Here is a 17,559-nt window from a genome sequence, read left to right on the forward strand (position 1 = left end):
TCAGGACCTGCCGCGTCGATCACCGTGCGCGTGGGGGGCGATGATGTCCTCGAGGCGCAGTCCGGTCAGGCCGTGAATGGTGCGCCAGAGATAATAGAAAATCGCCATCATCATCACCATGCTCGGAATCGCAATCATCGGATAGCTGAGCAAGGTCATGCGGCCGAGCTCAGCGTTGAATGCCTCACTACCGGCCGGGCTGTTGACGATCCATTTGGCCAGCACATAATTCATGAACGACGAAAAGAAGAAGGTGCCGCTGAGAAAGTAAGTGGCGCGCAGCAGCCGTGTCTCGAAGTGAGCGGTCTGCCCGTTGCGTTCGAGTTGCTCGTGAACCTTCTCGACGTTGAGTACCTTGGGGTTGTACAGCAGCGTGCGGATGAGCGGAAAGCGAGTGCGGGTAGAGGCCAGCACGGCGATGCCGATAATGCCTGGAATGGCGGCTTCCTTGATTGCCAGCCACTGCGGATCGAGCTGCAGCAAGCCGATGCCACCGGTAAGCAGCACGCTGATCAGCCCCAGCAGCGCGATCCAGTTGAATTTGCGGTACTTCGCCAACTCGAACAATCCCCAGCCGAGCGGGAATGCCAGTGCCAGCAATAGCGCGCCGTCTGCGCCGAGGCGGTCTTCGCCACTGAGCTTCATCAGGATCACCGAAGGAATCACGATGCTGATGGCCAGGTCCATCAAGGGCCGAGGCTTGTGGTCGGCCGGCTGGCCGGCGCCGGGTGGGTTGGTGCGGGTATTGGTCATGTGATTCGTGTTCGTCTCGGAAGAGCGCGCATGATCACCCGAGAGCGCGTCCTTAGCCATAGTGCAATGGTGGTGTTCCGTCACAACAGGTTACTGACCGGTACCACCTTTGCGTCGCCTTTCTGACCATTGCGCAGCTTCGAAGACCGACACCACGAGAATTGCGAGGGCGAATGGCAGCAGCAGGTAGAAGCCCCTGAATACGATCAGGGCTGCCAGGACGTCGGCAGTCGCCAGCTCAGGCAAAGCCGCAATAAAGGTCACTTCGAGCACTCCGAGGCCACCCGGCGCATGGGACAGCAAGGCCAGGGAAAATGATGCGAGGAACACCCCAAGCACCACCAGATAGCCGGGGTTCTGCGCCTCGGGGAGGGCAAAGTAGATGATCGCGGCGGCACAGGCGAGCTCCAGCGGTGCGGCGATTAGCTGTCTTCCGACAATTGGCAGGCGTGGATAGTCGATGCGCCATTTGCCGACGTGCATCGGTGCGAAATGTCGCCAGGCGCCAATTACGTAAAGGCCGACCAGACATAGCAGAGAGGAGCCAACTGCGATCGACAACCATGGCTCGGCGTCGATGAGCCTGTTCAGCAGGTCGGGTCGAAGAACTAGCACGGCGCCGCCCGCCAGTAGGGTCCCGAGAAAAAACGTCAATGAGCAGAACACGATCAGCACGCCGATCTCGTGTGGGGTAAGGCCCTTGCTGCGGTAGGCGCGGTAGCGCACGACCGCGCCGGAAAACACCGACGCACCTACGTTATGGGCCAAGGCATACGTGGTGAACGAGCAGAGCGTAATGAACCACCATGAAATGTTCTTGCCCAGATGGGCTATGGCGATTCGGTCGTACCAGGCCAGCGCGCTGTAGGCACCGACGGTCGCCAGGCCTGCCAGCAACCAGTCGCCATTGCTGATCGCTTCGAGGCTGTCGGTGAGTTCGGCCAGCGAAAGATTGCGAATTTCCTGATAAAGCAGATAGCCGGAAAGCAGTACCGCCGTGATGCCGACAAGGGTCCAGGCGACATCGCTCCTCTTCATCATTACGTTGGCTCCTTGGCGACGGCTTATGCCTCGAAGCGAAGGTTCGGACAATGATGGTGCATGCGTCGCGGAATAATTCGGCCGGTCTTTTATCGGCAGCGAACCGCGCGTTTTGTTCATTTCGAAGCAGGCGCGGGCGAGGCGCCGGCACCCATGCAGCGCTGCGAGGTCTACCGGTGAACCAGTCTGTTTATGGAGGCGTGCTTATGCCGGACATCCCGCGAGACTCACAGGCGGAAAGCTCGCTTTCGCTACTCAGCGAAGGCTACTCGTTCATTCCCAGCCGGTGTCGGCGGCTCGGATCGGATCTCTTTCAGGTCCGTCTGTTGATGCAGAACACCATCTGCATGAGCGGGGAAGATGCTGCCAAATTGTTCTACGACGAGCAGCTGTTTCAACGCCAGCACGCGGCCCCGCGTATGCTGCAAAAGACGTTGTTCGGCCAGGGTGGCGTGCAGGGATTGGATGGCGAGGCGCATCGGTATCGCAAGCAACTGTTCTCATCGTTGCTGACGAATGATGCGATCGCAGAGTTGGTGCGGTTGAGCGAGGCCAATTGGCTGGCGGCCATGGAGGCGTGGCAGCTTAGCGATCGTGTGGTCCTTATGCCCGAGGTGCAGGCGATCCTTACTCGCTCTGTATGCGAGTGGGCCGGCGTGCCGCTCGTGGAGCATGAACTGACAAAGCGTCGCGATCAGCTGGCGGCCATGATTGATGGTGCGGGTGGCGTTGGAGCCCGTCACTGGCGTGCCCGTAAGGCGCGTAAAGAGGCGGAACGCTGGATAGTCGACTTGATCAATCGAGTGCGTGACGGAACCATGGAGATTGGCGACGACCGGGCGCTGGCGGTGGTCGCTCGGTATCGCGATACCGATGGGGCCGTTCTGGAGGAGCGGATCGCTTCTGTGGAAATGCTCAACCTGCTGCGCCCGACCGTCGCGGTGGCACGTTTCATCGTCTATGCCGCGATGGAATTGCTGGCGCACCCACAATGGCGGCAGCGTCTGCAGGAGGATAATGACGCGCTGGAACCCTTTGCCCAGGAAGTTCGTCGCCTCCATGCCTTCTTCCCCTTCACCGCGGCGCGCGTTCGAAAGGATTTCGAATGGAAGGGCTATCATTTTCCCAAAGGCACCCGGGTGTTGCTGGATCTCTACGGTACCAACCGAGACGCGCGACTCTGGGCGGAGCCCGAGGTCTTTCGCCCCGAGCGCTTCGCCACTTGGGATGGCGGTGCGTTCAACTTCATCACCCAAGGTGGGGGCAGTGTGGCCACAGGCCATCGCTGCCCAGGAGAGCCTTTGGCGATTGCGTTACTGACGAGTGCGCTGCGCATGCTGACGAGGCGGATGAACTATGCGGTACCCGCTCAGGACCTGCACATGGATGAGTCCCGAATGCCAGCGCAACCGGAAGGCTTGCTAGTCATCAGTGATATACGGCCCGTGCCGCAGGAGGCGTAGCGGCGCGGCAGCGAAACAGCGTCAGCGATCCGCAGCGGTAGCCCTGACACCTACCCAGTGCTCAATTAGCTCGCGCAGCTGGGACATCTCAACAGGCTTTGCCATGTGGCCATCCATTCCGGCTTCGCGGGCGCGTTCCCGATGCTCGCTTAGGATATGCGCCGTCAAGGCGACCACTGGCGTCCGCGGGCGACCCTCGGCAGCCTCCCAGGCGCGTAGCCGAGCTGTGGCCTCGAAGCCATCCATGATCGGCATTTCACAGTCCATCAGCACCAAGTCGTAAGATTGCGCCTTGATCGATGCGAGCGCCTCCTCACCATTGCTGGCTGTATCCGGCTTGAGGTTGAGTTTGCTCAACATACCTCTGATGACCTTGGTGGAAATGCTGTTGTCCTCTGCGACCAGGATGCGGAAATCGTCCGGCATCGAAAACGGCGCGCTGGCTTGGGTGATGGTGGACCGCGCAATCGCGCTGGTGCGGCGAGCGAGCTCGTCGGCCAGGGTGGTTTTCAGGGTATAGCCTGCCACGGGTTTGGCCAGGATGCGTTTGATCCCGGCATTGCGCGCGATGATCTTGCTTGGCGCGCTGCTCATGCCGGTCAGCATGATCAGGAGGATATCGTGGTTTAGGCTGAAGTCTTCCTTAATCCTGCTGGCAAGTTGCATGCCCGTCATGCCCGGCATGTCCTGGTCGAGCAAGACTACATCGAAGTATTCATGCAGATGCGCCTTGGTGCGCAGCAGTGCCAGCGCCTCCTTGCCTGATGCTACCGCACTCACGTCCAATCCCCAGCTGCTGCACTGCTGGCTGAGCACCTTGCGGCAGGTATCGTTGTCATCGACGATGAGCAGGCGTGCGCCTTTCAGCTGGTTGTCGAGATCGCTGCCTGGTTGCTCCGAAAACTCCGCGCTCAGTGGCAGGCTTATCCAGAGCGTATTGCCGGCAATTCCGCCGGTTTGAATGCCGAACTCGCCGTCCATGAGGTGAACAAGCTGCCTGGCGATTATCAGGCCGAGGCGACCGCCGTGGCGGGTTGCAGCGAGGAAGTCACGGCTATCCAGAGCGGAGTTGAGCAGGGCGTCGCGCTCCTGCGTTTCCAGCGGCCGTCCGCTGTCCTGTACAGTGATGCGCAGCCGAGGCTGACCGTCGAGATCGTCCACCGCCGCGATCAACAGAACCTCGCCTTCCTCTGTCTGTTTGAATGCGTTTTCAAGCAGGTTCAGCAAGGCTTGGCGCAGACGGGTCGGATCACCTGCGACAACGTGCGGCATTTGCGGCTGGATGAAGCTGATCAGTTCGACCTTCTGCTGCTCGGCCTTGGCGCGGAAGATGCCGAGGCAGTCCTCGATCAATGCGTTGAGGTCGAATTGCACATCGTCCAGCTCGATCTGCCCGGATTCCAGTTTGGAGATGTCCAGGATCTCGTTGATGAGGTTGAGCAGCTCGTTGCCGGAGCTGTGAATCGTCTGCACGTAGTCGCGTTGCTTGGCTGACAGCGAGGTGCTGAGCAACAGCTCGCTCATACCCAGTACCCCGTTCATCGGGGTGCGAATTTCGTGGCTCATCTTCGCCAGAAAATCCGCCTTTGTCCGCAACTCGGCGCTGGTCACCGCTTCGGCCGTATGCTGGTTGCGGCTGTCGGACTGAATTTGCCGCTGCCTTTCGAGCAGTGCGAAGCTGAGAATAAGCCCGGCACATGTGGCCACGCTGAACATAACCCCGGTCAGCCAGTCGGGGGCGAACTGGTTGAAACCCAGCAGGATCGGCAGAACAAGTATGAAGCCGCCATCGAACAACAGCATGCCGGCGACCAACAGCCGAGCTGGATCGTAGCGTTGACGCCAATGGTGGATAGCCACCGCGGTAACGTTGATGGCAGTCGCCAGCACCATCGCGTAAATGAGCCAGCTGAACCAGAGCTGACCGGTGATCAGTATCGTCGCCCCCAATGCGATGAGGAGGCCTGCCTGTAGCGCGAGCAGGCCCGTCACCCAAGCTGTCCTGCGGAAATGAAAAAAGCTAAAGGTGAAGATGAGCAAGCAAAGGCAAGCAAACAGTGCGGCGATGTCGGCGATCAGTGGTTGACTATAGATCAACCTGGGTGACCATATCGCCAGCAGACCGAGGTTCGCCATGGCGCACGTCAGCAGCGCGCCATGCATCAGGGCGAGCCAGACATGGCTGTAACTGAGCGTATAAGCGAAGCGCAGCAGGTTGTAGATCATCAGCAACGCCAGAGCGCCGAACAGTGCCCCGAACAGGTAGGCCGGGCGGGCCAGCTCGACGAGGCCAACCTCATCCACCGAGTGGAACCAAGCCATGATCGGGTGCGATGACTGCAAACGGATGTACGCTTCGCGGGGCGCGCCATCGTTAGGCAGAGAAAACAGATACGCACGTGCGGGCAGTGGGCGGGACTCCAACGGCCTTAGCTCGCCGGTTTCAATATGGCGCTCGATCTGTCCGTCCCGCAGTAGATAAAAGTCGAGATATTGCACGCGTGGGGCAAAGATCCACAGCCAGTTCGGCTGGGTGAAGGCGGGCAGGCTCACTTGTAGCCAGACGGCGTTATCGCTCGCGGGGGCGGCGTAGGCGCGTTGATCGATTCGCTGGAACAGACTGCGCTGATCCAGAATTTCCTTGAGCGTGAGCAAGCCTGATTGATCGACGAGCAACCGCCAGTTCGGCTCTGTTGCCTGTGTCGTATCAGTGGCTGCCGGAGGGGAGACCGGCTCGGTCGCCATGGCGAAAGCCGGCAACGCATTGAGCGCAGCCAGCAATAGAGTGAAGGCAAAAGCAATGGCGACCCAGACTCGACGCACGATTGAAGTCCCTTCATCTATGTGACGGCGGATTATAGCCATCGCAATGAAGCCCTGTAACGCATGCAACGGCAGATAAGCTCTACCGTTGCACACATTACAGTGATCTTCTCGATCAGCCTTCGCCTTGTTCGCGTGCGATGGCGCGGTAGCCGATGTCGTGGCGGTAGAAGTGTCCGTCCCACTCGATGCGAGCGGCCAGCGCATAGGCGTTCTGCTGGGCAGCTGACACCGTTTCGCCCATGGCCGTCGCGCAAAGCACGCGACCGCCGGCTGTGGCGATCGTCCCATCCTGCAGCGCTGTGCCGGCATGGAAGACCTTGCCGTCCAGCTTGGCGGCTGCGTCCAGGCCCCGAATCGCGGCGCCCTTGGCGTAATCGCCGGGGTAGCCGCCAGCGGCCAGCACGACGCCAAGGCTCGGCCGCGGATCCCATTGCGCCTCGATCTTGTTCAGCGCCTTGGCCAGCGCGGCCTCAACTAGCAGGACCAGGCTGGACTGCAAGCGCAGCATGATCGGCTGGGTTTCGGGATCACCGAAGCGGCAGTTGAACTCGATTACCTTGGGCGCCCCGTTCCGGTCGATCATCAGGCCGGCATAGAGGAAGCCGGTATAGACGTTGCCTTCTGCAGCCATACCCTTGACGGTCGGCCATATCACTTCGTCCATGACGCGCTGATGGATCTCTGCAGTGACCACTGGCGCTGGCGAATAGGCGCCCATGCCGCCAGTGTTCGGGCCCGTATCGCCATCGCCAACACGCTTGTGATCCTGGCTCGTGGCCATCGGCAACACGTTGGCGCCATCCACCATGACAATAAAGCTGGCTTCTTCACCCTCGAGGAACTCCTCGATCACCACCCGGGCGCCCGCATCGCCAAACGCATTACCCGAGAGCATGTCGCGCACGGCCTCCTCTGCCTCCGCCAGCGTCATGGCGACGATCACGCCCTTGCCGGCCGCCAGGCCGTCGGCCTTGATTACGATGGGCGCGCCACCGCTTTTCAAGGCATGGGCACGCAGATAGGCCAGCGCAGGCTCCACCTCGGTGAAGTTCTGGTAGCCGGCTGTGGGGATCTGGTGGCGGGCCAGGAAGTCCTTGGTGAAGGCCTTGGAGCCTTCCAGCTGCGCGGCGGCGGCGGTGGGGCCGAAGCAATCTAGACCGCGTGCGCGGAACAGATCGACCACTCCTTTGACCAGCGGGGCCTCGGGGCCGACGATGGTCAGCTGCACATGTTGTTCGGCGAAGTCGGCCAGCTGCTCGATGGCTAGCACGTCAATGGCGATGTTTTCGCATTTCGCTTCGGTGGCGGTGCCAGCGTTGCCGGGGGCGACGAAGACTTTTTTGACGCGTGGGTCCTGCGCGACCTTCCAGGCTAGGGCGTGCTCACGGCCACCGCTGCCAATGATCAAAACATTCATACTCGAATCTCTCGTCTGAGAGCTGGAAGCTGAAAGCTGAAAGCTGAAAGCGGGGGGGCTTCAGGCGTCCAGCTTCAGGCTTCGAGCTTTAGTGCCTGAAATGGCGCATGCCCGTGAATACCATGGCGATGCCAGCTTCGTCAGCAGCGGCAATCACTTCGGCATCGCGCATCGAGCCGCCGGGCTGGATCACCGCAGTGATGCCGGCCTTGGCTGCATTGTCGATGCCGTCTCGGAAGGGGAAGAAGGCGTCGCTCGCCATCACCGCGCCTGGAACCGGCAGGCCGGCATGTTCGGCCTTGATCGCGGCGATGCGTGCGGAATTGACCCGGCTCATCTGCCCCGCGCCGACACCGACGGTCTGGCGGTTCTTGGCGTAGACGATGGCGTTGGACTTGACGAACTTGGCCACCTTCCAGGCGAAGATTAGGTCGTAAATTTCCTGCTCTGTTGGTGCCCGCTGGGTCACTACCTTGAGATCAGCTTCATGGATCATGCCGATGTCGCGGCTCTGTACCAGCAGCCCTCCGTTGACACGCTTGAAGTCCCAACCTGGCGCACGCTCGGCTGGCCATTGGCCGCATTCGAGCAGGCGCACATTGGCCTTGGTGGCGATTACATTGCGGGCCTCGGCGGAGATACTCGGAGCGATGATTACCTCGACGAATTGCCGCTCGACAATGGCCTTTGCGGTTTCGCCGTCCAGCTCACGGTTGAAGGCGATGATGCCGCCGAATGCCGATTCGCTGTCGGTGGCGTAGGCCAGCTCGTAGGCCTGACGGATGCCGCCTTCGTCTTCCGGTACCACCGCGACGCCACAAGGATTGGCGTGCTTGACGATGACGCAGGCCGGCTTGACGAAGCTCTTCACACACTCCAGTGCGGCGTCGGTATCGGAGACATTGTTGAAGGACAGTTCCTTGCCCTGTAACTGGCGGGCAGTGGCGATGCAAGCTTCGTCGGCAGTTTCGACGTAAAACGCCGCGATCTGATGCGGGTTCTCACCGTAGCGCATGTCCTGCGCCTTCACGAACTGAGTGGTGAAGGTGCGCGGGAGCAGGCTGCGGCCTTCAGTGGAAAGGGTTTCGGCGCGCTGGTCGACGGTGCCCAGGTAGTTGGCGATCATGCCGTCGTAGGACGCGGTGTGCTCGAACGCCTTGAGCGCCAGGTCGAAGCGCTGGGCATAGGTCAGGCCGCCGCTCTGCAGGTTCTCGATGACGCTGGCGTAATCATCGGCGTTGACCACGATGGCGACGTCCTTGTGGTTCTTCGCGGCGCTGCGGACCATGGTCGGGCCGCCAATGTCGATGTTCTCGATAGCGTCCGGCAGAGAGCAGCCTGGCTTGGCGACGGTGGCAGCGAAGGGATAAAGGTTGACCGCGACCAAATCGATCGGGTTGATGCCGTGCTCTGTCATGACCGCACCATCCAGATCGCGGCGGCCGAGGATGCCACCGTGAATCTTCGGGTGCAGAGTTTTCACCCGGCCGTCCATCATTTCCGGAAAGCCGGTGTAATCGGCGACTTCGACTGCGGCGATGTCATTTTCACGCAGCAGCTTGAAGGTACCGCCGGTGGACAGGATCTCGACGCCGAGAGCGGCGAGCTCGCGGGCAAATTCAACGACGCCGGTCTTGTCGGACACGCTGATCAGCGCGCGGCGGACGGGGAGGCGGGTGCTTTGGTCGGTCATAGACATTTCCTAGGAGCTACAGGCTGCAAGCGGGAGGCCCCAGGCGAAACGGCTTGCTACCGTTCCCTCGGAGCGCGCCGCTGTGTCAGAGAAGATCGTACTGCTTGAGTTTCTTGCGCAGGGTGCCGCGATTCAGACCCAGCAGCTCTGAGGCTTTGGTCTGGTTACCCTTGACGTAATTCATCACGGTTTCCAGCAGCGGCGCTTCCACTTCGGAAAGCACCAGGTTGTAAACGTCCGTGACGTCAGCGCCTTCGAGATGGGCGAAATAGTTGTGCAACGCCTTTTCTACACTGCCGCGCAGGGTCTGGCCTGCTTCGCTCGGTGTGTTGAGGTGTTGCTTGAGGTTCACGTTGTCGCTCACGGATGTTATTCCAGTTACCAGTGTTTCGTTCAACAGCGTCATGCAGCCACCCCTTTTCCATCCCCTGAATCAGGGCCTGTTCGGCGTTCGGCCAGAAAGGCCCGAACACTGGCGCATTGCGCGTCCCTGTCTTCCAAACCATTGAACCGGGCGCGGTACTCGCGCGCGCCGGGCAGTGTTGCGAGATACCAACTGACATGCTTGCGCGCGATTCGCACGCCCATCACATCGCCGTAAAAAGCATGGAGGGCCCGCAGGTGATCCAACAAGATGCTTTCGACCTCGGTCAGGTCCGGCGGGGCCAGCAGCTCACCGGTTGCGAGGTAGTGATTGATCTCGCGAAAAATCCAGGGTCTCCCCTGGGCTGCCCGACCAATCAACAGTGCGTCGGCTCCTGTTGCCTTCAGTACCTGGCTTGCCTTCAGCGGCGTATCGATGTCTCCATTGGCAAATACCGGAATCGACACCGCCTGCTTGATCGCCGCAATGGTGTCGTACTCGGCCTCGCCCGTGTAAAGGTCGGCACGTGTACGACCATGCACGGCCAGCGCTGCGATTCCGGATTGTTCGGCGATCTTCGCCACCGTAAGTCCGTTCTTGTTCTGCCTGTCCCAGCCGGTGCGGATCTTCAAGGTCACCGGAACGTCAACCGCACCGACCACGGCCTCGAGTATTTCCGAGATGAGTCGTTCGTCTTTCATCAATGCCGAGCCTGCGGCCTTATTGCAAACCTTCTTCGCGGGGCAGCCCATATTGATATCGATGATTTGCGCGCCAAGCTCGACGTTGCGAATGGCGGCCTCGGCAAGCATCCGTGAATCGCCCCCGGCGATCTGCACGGAACGGGGCTCCGGATCTCCTTCATGCAACAGGCGCAGACGCGACTTGCGACTGTTCCATAGGCGTACATCGCTGGTCACCATTTCCGATACCACCAAGCCGGCACCGAGACGCCGGCATAACTGACGGAACGGCTGATCGGTCACGCCAGCCATGGGCGCGAGGATCAATCGGTTCGGAAGGATATAAGGACCGATGCGTACCGCTGACATGAAGATTCCCTGCTTGGAGCCTGCTTGTTAGGTCGATCGGGACAGCAAAAAAGGGTGTGCATAATACCCGCTCCGGATGACGGGTTAAAGGTTGTTCTGAACAAAATCTGAACAGCCTCAAGCTTATAACCGACAGCGGGATTGGCATGTCGATGCGACAGGCGGCACCTGATCGCAGCGCTCTAGGACGCCGCAACCCGAGCGAACGTCTATTCGGGTGAGCGGAAGCTCAGGCTGTAGTTGACTGCCTTGGCGCCTGGGTCAAGGATGTCCAGCGCGATGTGGATCGGGATCTGCGATGGCATTTGCCGCTGGCCGGCGAGCTCCCCGGAAAGATACTCGCCGGGCTTGAAAATACGGCGCGCCTGGGTCTGCCCGTTGATATCGTCGAAGCGGATTTCCAACAGCGGGAACGGCTGAGGGAAGGAGGCGCGGTTGTAGATGATCGCATCGACCACCAGCGCTCCAGCGAAATCCGGATGGCTGCGCACCACCAGATTACTGCTCTTGATCTGACTGATATCCACGCGGGGTGGCAATTCGCAGCCCAGCGCAGGGCAGATTTTCTCGAGCCATGGCCGGTATTCGTCCTGCCGCGCCACCTCGTCGAAGTTGTACGCCACGTACTGGGCCGCCAGAGCAAGCAGGGCGATCAGGTTCAAAAGACCCCAGCCTAACCAGCGGCCCCAGGGCCGGCGGCGTGCTTGCCAATCGAGCTGCAATGGCTCGTCATCGAGCTCGAACAGAGGGTCTTCATCCCTGCGACTCGAGCGATCTACGGTGCGCTGGTCCTCGTCGTCGGAGCTATCCGGCAGGTTGGTGTGTGGCGGCTCGTCATCGGGCTCGATAACGCTATCAAATACAGGCTCGACGCGATCCTCTGAGTCAAGACGCTTCGCTAGCGGGCCGCGCGGGCTCGTCAATGGGCTGGGCGGCGCCGGGTGCTCGGCGCTGACGGGGGTGAAGTGCAGTTCCGTCGTGCCGGAGGGTGATTCGGCCGTGAAGGATGGCTCCGCTTGTGTGCGATGGTCGGAACCTGGCGTGTCGCTTTCCGCACGGAGCAACTGTTCGGCCCAAACCTCGTCAGCCTCGGTTGGCTGATCGTCGGCGCGCGACTGCAGGCTCTCCCTGGATTGCGGCTCGAGCTCGAGAAACTCACGCGACAGTTCCAACTCCTGCCGCTCGAGCTTCGCCAGTTCTTCGTCCAGATCGAGGTTGTCCAAGTCCAGATCATCGTGGATCCACAACGTGCTGTCTTCAGCCGCAGGCGTCGTCTGCGGTTGCGTCCTGGCTTGTGTAGGGGCGGTAGCGAGGGGGTTGCTGGCTTCGGCTGTATCCGCCGTACTGCCGTCGTTCGCATCGGCCCCGTGCAGGTGACGGGCTGCATTGAACAGCTCCATGCAGGCGCCGCAGCGCACCACGCCATGGGCAGCAGCGAGCTGGGTGCGGCTGATACGGAAACTGGTGCGGCAATGTGGGCACTGGGTGACGAAGCTGGTCATGCATTGGTCCGGCGGAAATGCCCGTAGTCTAGCGCATGCTTGCCGATGAGCGGCAGCGGCGGTTAGCGGTGGGATCGCGGATTTGCTTAGACGATCCCGCTCGATACTCGGCCGGGTTCAGCGGTGCCGGGTACCGGTGATTCGTACCCAGCCGTCCTTCTCCGCGGTAGGGTCAAGGTCGAACTGGCTCGCGTAGGCGGCACGGACGTCTTCCGCCTGCTCGGCCAGGACCCCCGACAGGGCCAGCTGGCCGCCCGGCTTGACCCGCTCGATAATTCGCGGCGCCAGCGCCACCAGCGGGCCGGCGAGAATGTTGGCCACGACCACGTCAGACTGACCCGCCGGCAACTGCTCCGGCAGGTAGAGCGGGAAGCGCTCCGGGGCGATGCCGTTGCGCCCGGCGTTGTCACGCGATGCTTCCAGCGCTTGCACGTCGATGTCGGTACCTACCGCCCGCTCGGCCCCTAGGAGCAGGGCGGCGATTGCGAGAATGCCCGATCCGCAGCCAAAATCCAGCACCTGCAGGCCGTCCAGCCGCTGAGCATCCAGCCATTCCAGGCACAGTGCCGTCGTCGGGTGGGTGCCAGTGCCAAAGGCGAGACCGGGATCGAGCAGCAGGTTCACTGCATCCGGTTCGGGGGCGGCGTGCCAGCTGGGCACGATCCACAGCCGGCGGCCAAAACGCATCGGATGGAAGTTGTCCATCCAGCTGCGTTCCCAGTCCTGGTCTTCGATGCGCTCCAGTTGATAGTTGGGTAGTTCACCACCGATCAATAACTGCAAATGGGCGAGCAGGTTGGCCTCGTCGGTATCGCTTTCGAACAGGGCCAGCAGGTGGGTGTGCGACCACAGCGGTGTGGTGCCGAGATCTGGCTCGAAGATCGGCTGGTCTTCGGCGTCCATGAAGGTTACCGATACTGCACCGACGCCCAGCAGCGCGTCTTCGAGGGTTTCCGCCTGTTCTGGAGTGATAGCGAGACGAAGTTGTAACCAGGACATGAAAGCCTCTCGGATATGGACGGCCGCTTGAGCGGGCGGTCAGAAAAAGAGCAAGCTTACTGTGCAGCAGCGCTGGCTTCCATCATTCGCATGCGTCAGAAACGACAAGGGCCGCCATCGGCAGCCCTTGTCAGCGCAACACTGGATCAGTGCTTGTCCATACCCAGTTTCTTTTCCAGGTAATGGATGTTCACGCCGCCCTTACAAAACCCTTCATCGCGAACCAGATCCCGGTGCAGCGGGATATTGGTCTTGATGCCGTCGACGACGATTTCGTCCAAGGCATTGCGCATGCGCACCATGGCCTCTTCGCGAGTGGCACCGTAGGTGATCAGCTTGCCGATCAGCGAGTCGTAGTTCGGTGGTACCGAATAGCCGCTGTACAGATGCGAATCGACCCGCACGCCATTGCCGCCGGGGGCATGGAAGTGCTTGACCTTACCTGGGCTGGGCAGGAAGTTGGAGGGGTCTTCCGCGTTGATCCGGCATTCCAGCGAATGGCCGCGAATGACCACGTCTTCCTGTTTGATCGAGAGCTTGTTGCCGGCGGCAATGCTCAGCATCTCCTTGACGATATCGACACCCGTAACCATCTCGGTTACCGGATGCTCAACCTGAACGCGGGTATTCATTTCGATGAAGTAGAAGCGGCCGTCTTCGTAAAGGAACTCGAAGGTGCCGGCACCGCGGTAGCCAATCTCGACGCAGGCGTCGGTGCAGCGCTTGAGTACTTCTTCGCGTGCCTTCTCGTCAATGTAGGGAGCTGGTGCTTCTTCCAGGACTTTCTGGTGACGGCGCTGCAGCGAGCAGTCCCGATCACCCAAGTGAATGGCATTGCCCTGGCCGTCGGAGAGCACCTGGACTTCCACGTGGCGTGGGTTGCCGAGAAATTTCTCCAGGTAGACCATCGGGTTGCCGAACGCCGCGCCAGCTTCGGTACGGGTCAGCTTCGCCGACTTGATCAGGTCTTCTTCTTGGTGGACCACGCGCATGCCGCGACCGCCGCCGCCACCTGCTGCTTTGATGATTACTGGATAGCCGACTTCACGGGCGATGCGCAGCGCTTCGGCCTCGTCTTCCGGCAGTGGGCCTTCGGAGCCGGGCACCACGGGTACGCCTGCTTTGATCATGGCGTCCTTTGCCGAGACCTTGTCGCCCATCAGGCGAATGGTTTCGGCTTTCGGCCCGACGAAGGCAAAGCCGGAATTCTCCACCTGCTCGGCGAAGTCGGCATTCTCGGCCAGGAAGCCATACCCCGGATGGATCGCCGTCGCGCCGGTCACTTCCGCCGCGGCAATGATCGCCGGGATATGCAGATAGGAATTGGTAGCAAGGGCCGGGCCGATGCAGACGGACTCGTCGGCCAGGGCCAGATGCATCAATTCACGGTCAGCGGTGGAATGCACCGCGACGGTCTTGATCCCCAGCTCCTTGCAGGCTCGCAAAATCCGCAGGGCGATTTCACCGCGGTTGGCGATTAGTACTTTTTCCAACATCGCTGGTTCTCCGCGGTTCAAACGATGGTGAACAGCGGCTGGTCGTATTCGACCGGCTGACCATTCTCCACCAGGATGGATTCGATGGTGCCGCTGGTTTCGGCCTCGATGTGGTTCATCATCTTCATGGCTTCAACGATGCAGAGGATGTCGCCCTTCTTAACGCTCTGGCCCACTTCAACGAAGTTGGCCGACTCTGGTGAAGAGGCGCGGTAGAAGGTACCCACCATCGGTGAGCGAACCACTGTGCCGTTGAACTTCGGTTGGGCCGGGGCGGCGTCGGCGGCTGCCGGGGCGGCGGCCGGAGCGGCTGCGGGAGCCGGCATTGGCGCCTGAGCGTAATAAGGCTGCTGCATGGCCACTTGCTTGCTGTGACGGCTGATGCGAACGGACTCTTCACCCTCGTGAATTTCCAGCTCGTCGATACCGGACTCTTCCAGCAGCTCGATCAATTTCTTAACTTTGCGAATATCCATGAAGCGGTAACTCCCAGGTAAGTTCAAAGGGCATTGCTGCTCGCTTCTTCGAGGCCGACGCATGCCGCGCGCGGTCCTGTCAGGAAGCAGCGAGTTGTTCCAGGGCGGCCTCCAATGCCAGGCGGTAGCCGCTGGCGCCAAGGCCGCAGATCACCCCTACCGCGACATCCGAAAAATAGGAGTGATGGCGGAAAGGTTCACGCTTGTGCACGTTTGACAGGTGCACTTCGATGAATGGGATGCTCACCGCCAGCAGCGCGTCACGTAACGCGACGCTGGTATGCGTGAAAGCTGCAGGGTTGATCAGAATGAAGTCCACGCCTTCGCCGCGCGCGGCATGGATCCGCTCGATCAGTTCATATTCAGCGTTGGACTGCAGATGCAGCAGGTGATGGCCGGCATCACGGGCCCGCTGCTCCAGTTCCTGGTTGATCTGCGCCAGCGTGACTGCGCCATAAACACCGGGTTCGCGAGTGCCGAGCAAATTCAGGTTCGGACCGTGCAGGACCAGAAACGTCGCCATGAGTATTCCTTGTTGTTCTGTCCGATCAACGCCGACGAGCGCCGTGATGGTGAAAGGAAAAACTATGCACGAAGCGAGGGCTGACTGTCCAGTCATGTCTCAATCGGCGTAAATGCCTGCATTATGGCTGGAGATTGCCGCAGGGAGCTCTTGTTAGAAGAACGCCTCGGCGCGGTTGAGTCGTTCGGCGAACTGGCGGGTATCAATCTCGCCAACGACGCGTGCCTCGGCCAGCTCCTGTCCTGTGGGACCAAAGAACAGAACCGCGGGAGGGCCGAAGAGCTTGTAACGATCGAGCAAGGCGCGTTGCTCCGGGTTGCTGTCGGTGATATCGAAGCGAATCAGGCGATAGTCAGCCAGGCGTGGGGCAATCGTTGGGTCGGCGAATACTTCGCGTTCGATCACTTTGCAGCTGATACACCAGTCGGCGTACCAGTCGAGCATCAGGGGTTGCCCGGCTGCGCGAGCCGCGTCGAGCTGAGCATCGAGTTCGGCAGGCGTAGAGACGGTATGCCAGCCTTCGGCTTCGTTGCTGATGCCCCCGCCGATAGACGAAACCGGACTTGGCAGCGGCCGCAGCGGATCGGAGCCGCCTTGCAAGGCGCCGACCCATGCTGCCAGTGCGTAAACCAACAGGGTTAGGCCAAGCAGCTGTGCGAGTTTCTGCCGTGCTGTTTTAGGCGTAAATTCAAGCGTGCCGAGAAACAGCGCAGCACCGGCCGCCAGCAAACCCCACAGTGCCAGTGCTAGGGAGCCTGGCAGGACTCGCTCGAGCATCCACACCGCAACCGCCAGTAGCAGTACGCCAAACGTGTTGCGCACAGTAACCATCCACGGGCCGCTCTTGGGCAACAAAGCACCGCCTCCGGTGGCGAACAGAATCAGTGGCGCTCCCATGCCGAGGCCGAGGGCAAATAGCTTCAGGCCACCGCCTAGGGCATCGCCGCTGGCGCTGATATAAAGCAGTGCACCTGCGAGGGGGGCAGTGACGCACGGGGAAACCAATAGACTGGAGACGGTGCCCAGCAGTGCAGCACCCATGAAGGAGCCGCCCTTGGCATTGCCCGCAAGGGCATCGAGGCGACGGCTCAGTGCCTGAGGCAGGCGCAATTCGAACAGGCCGAACATGGCCAGGGCGAAAGCGATGAAGAACAGCGCGAAGGGTACCAGTACCCAAGGCGATTGCAGGCGTGCCTGCAAATTCAACTCGGCGCCGAACACGCCCATCAGCGCGCCCAATAGAGCGAAGCCACCCGCCATCGGCAGCACATAAGCGAGCGATAGCAGGAAGCTGCGCATTCCGCCGGTCTGACCACGCAGGACCACGCCAGAGAGGATCGGCAGCATAGGCAGTACGCAAGGCGTGAACGTCAGGCCCAGCCCGGCAAGGAAGAACAATGCCACCGAGCGCCAGGACAGCGCGGTGCTGTCATCTGCCGCGCTGTTAAAGGTGTCGGATGAAGACGCGGTGGGCGCCGGTGTGCCACCGATGTCGAAGGCCTCTGTTTCCGGTGGGTAGCAAAGGCCTTTATCGGCGCAGCCCTGATAGGTGACCTGCAGCGTGAACGGGCGACTGTCGGGGTTCCGCACCGGCAGCTCGACGTCGAGCACGCCGTAGTAGACTTCGACCTCGCCAAAATAATCGTCGGTCTTCTGCTCGCCTGCGGGTAGCTTCGCCTCCCCGATAACCACGCCGGCATCGCTGGCCTTGAACTGGAAGCGGTGACGGTAAAGGTAATAGCCTTCCGCTGCGACGAAGCGCAGCTTGATCTGCTCAGGCGTCGTGTCCATCAGGCTCAGACGGAAGGCTTCGCGCACGGGGAGGAAGTCCGCACTGTTATTCAACCCGCCCAGGGTAGCGCTGGGACGGCTATCGAACAGGCCGGCAGCGGCGGGGAGGGCGAACAGCAGGATCAGCAGACTCAGCAAACGGCGCATGGTCATCTCACAGGGT

The 17,559-nt window shown here is 60.9% G+C and carries 14 protein-coding genes; 1 reads left to right on the forward strand and 13 read right to left on the reverse strand.

Annotated features, from left to right (window positions below):
- Positions 1-753, reverse strand: coding sequence for a VC0807 family protein (locus H3028_RS16710; protein WP_181298354.1), 753 nt, complete (start codon positions 751-753; stop codon positions 1-3).
- A 90-nt stretch (positions 754-843) separates the two neighbouring features.
- Complete coding sequence (locus tag H3028_RS16715) at positions 844-1,794, reverse strand: YbhN family protein (protein ID WP_181298355.1); 951 nt, start codon at positions 1,792-1,794, stop codon at positions 844-846.
- Between the two features lie 206 nt (positions 1,795-2,000).
- On the opposite strand from H3028_RS16715, the gene H3028_RS16720 reads away from it, so the two are divergent.
- The gene (locus H3028_RS16720) at positions 2,001-3,257 is read left to right on the forward strand and encodes a cytochrome P450 (protein ID WP_181298356.1); all 1,257 of its coding nucleotides are present in this window, start codon (positions 2,001-2,003) and stop codon (positions 3,255-3,257) included.
- A 21-nt stretch (positions 3,258-3,278) separates the two neighbouring features.
- Here H3028_RS16720 and H3028_RS16725 read toward each other — a convergent pair whose 3' ends face one another.
- The 11 genes from H3028_RS16725 to H3028_RS16775 form a co-directional block, all read right to left on the reverse strand.
- A complete protein-coding gene (locus tag H3028_RS16725; RefSeq protein WP_219920217.1) occupies positions 3,279-6,122 on the reverse strand; it encodes a hybrid sensor histidine kinase/response regulator in 2,844 nt (947 codons plus the stop codon).
- 73 nt (positions 6,123-6,195) lie between these two features.
- Complete coding sequence (gene purD, locus H3028_RS16730; RefSeq protein WP_181298358.1) at positions 6,196-7,500, reverse strand: phosphoribosylamine--glycine ligase; 1,305 nt, start codon at positions 7,498-7,500, stop codon at positions 6,196-6,198.
- Positions 7,501-7,588: 88 nt separating this feature from the next.
- Complete coding sequence (gene purH / locus H3028_RS16735) at positions 7,589-9,193, reverse strand: bifunctional phosphoribosylaminoimidazolecarboxamide formyltransferase/IMP cyclohydrolase (RefSeq protein ID WP_181298359.1); 1,605 nt, start codon at positions 9,191-9,193, stop codon at positions 7,589-7,591.
- Positions 9,194-9,278: 85 nt separating this feature from the next.
- Positions 9,279-9,599, reverse strand: a complete 321-nt coding sequence (gene fis, locus H3028_RS16740) for a DNA-binding transcriptional regulator Fis (RefSeq protein ID WP_168425253.1) — start codon at positions 9,597-9,599, stop codon at positions 9,279-9,281.
- Positions 9,596-10,609, reverse strand: a complete 1,014-nt coding sequence (dusB, locus tag H3028_RS16745) for a tRNA dihydrouridine synthase DusB (RefSeq protein WP_181298360.1) — start codon at positions 10,607-10,609, stop codon at positions 9,596-9,598. The genes fis and dusB overlap by 4 nt, the downstream gene beginning before the upstream one ends.
- 209 nt (positions 10,610-10,818) lie before the next feature.
- On the reverse strand, positions 10,819-12,111 hold the full coding sequence (locus H3028_RS16750; RefSeq protein WP_181298361.1) for a DUF3426 domain-containing protein: 1,293 nt from the start codon (positions 12,109-12,111) through the stop codon (positions 10,819-10,821).
- A gap of 117 nt (positions 12,112-12,228) precedes the next feature.
- A complete protein-coding gene (prmA, locus tag H3028_RS16755) occupies positions 12,229-13,110 on the reverse strand; it encodes a 50S ribosomal protein L11 methyltransferase (protein ID WP_181298362.1) in 882 nt (293 codons plus the stop codon).
- Positions 13,111-13,256: 146 nt separating this feature from the next.
- Positions 13,257-14,606, reverse strand: coding sequence for an acetyl-CoA carboxylase biotin carboxylase subunit (gene accC, locus H3028_RS16760; protein WP_181298363.1), 1,350 nt, complete (start codon positions 14,604-14,606; stop codon positions 13,257-13,259).
- A 17-nt stretch (positions 14,607-14,623) separates the two neighbouring features.
- The gene (gene accB / locus H3028_RS16765) at positions 14,624-15,082 is read right to left on the reverse strand and encodes an acetyl-CoA carboxylase biotin carboxyl carrier protein (RefSeq protein WP_181298364.1); all 459 of its coding nucleotides are present in this window, start codon (positions 15,080-15,082) and stop codon (positions 14,624-14,626) included.
- A 79-nt stretch (positions 15,083-15,161) separates the two neighbouring features.
- Entirely contained in the window at positions 15,162-15,605 is a 444-nt protein-coding gene (gene aroQ, locus H3028_RS16770; protein WP_181298365.1) for a type II 3-dehydroquinate dehydratase, read from the reverse strand.
- 153 nt (positions 15,606-15,758) lie between these two features.
- Complete coding sequence (locus tag H3028_RS16775; RefSeq protein WP_181298366.1) at positions 15,759-17,543, reverse strand: protein-disulfide reductase DsbD; 1,785 nt, start codon at positions 17,541-17,543, stop codon at positions 15,759-15,761.
- Positions 17,544-17,559: the final 16 nt, after the last annotated feature.

It is taken from the genome of Pseudomonas sp. Q2-TVG4-2, from assembly GCF_013620795.1.
GTDB lineage: Bacteria > Pseudomonadota > Gammaproteobacteria > Pseudomonadales > Pseudomonadaceae > Stutzerimonas.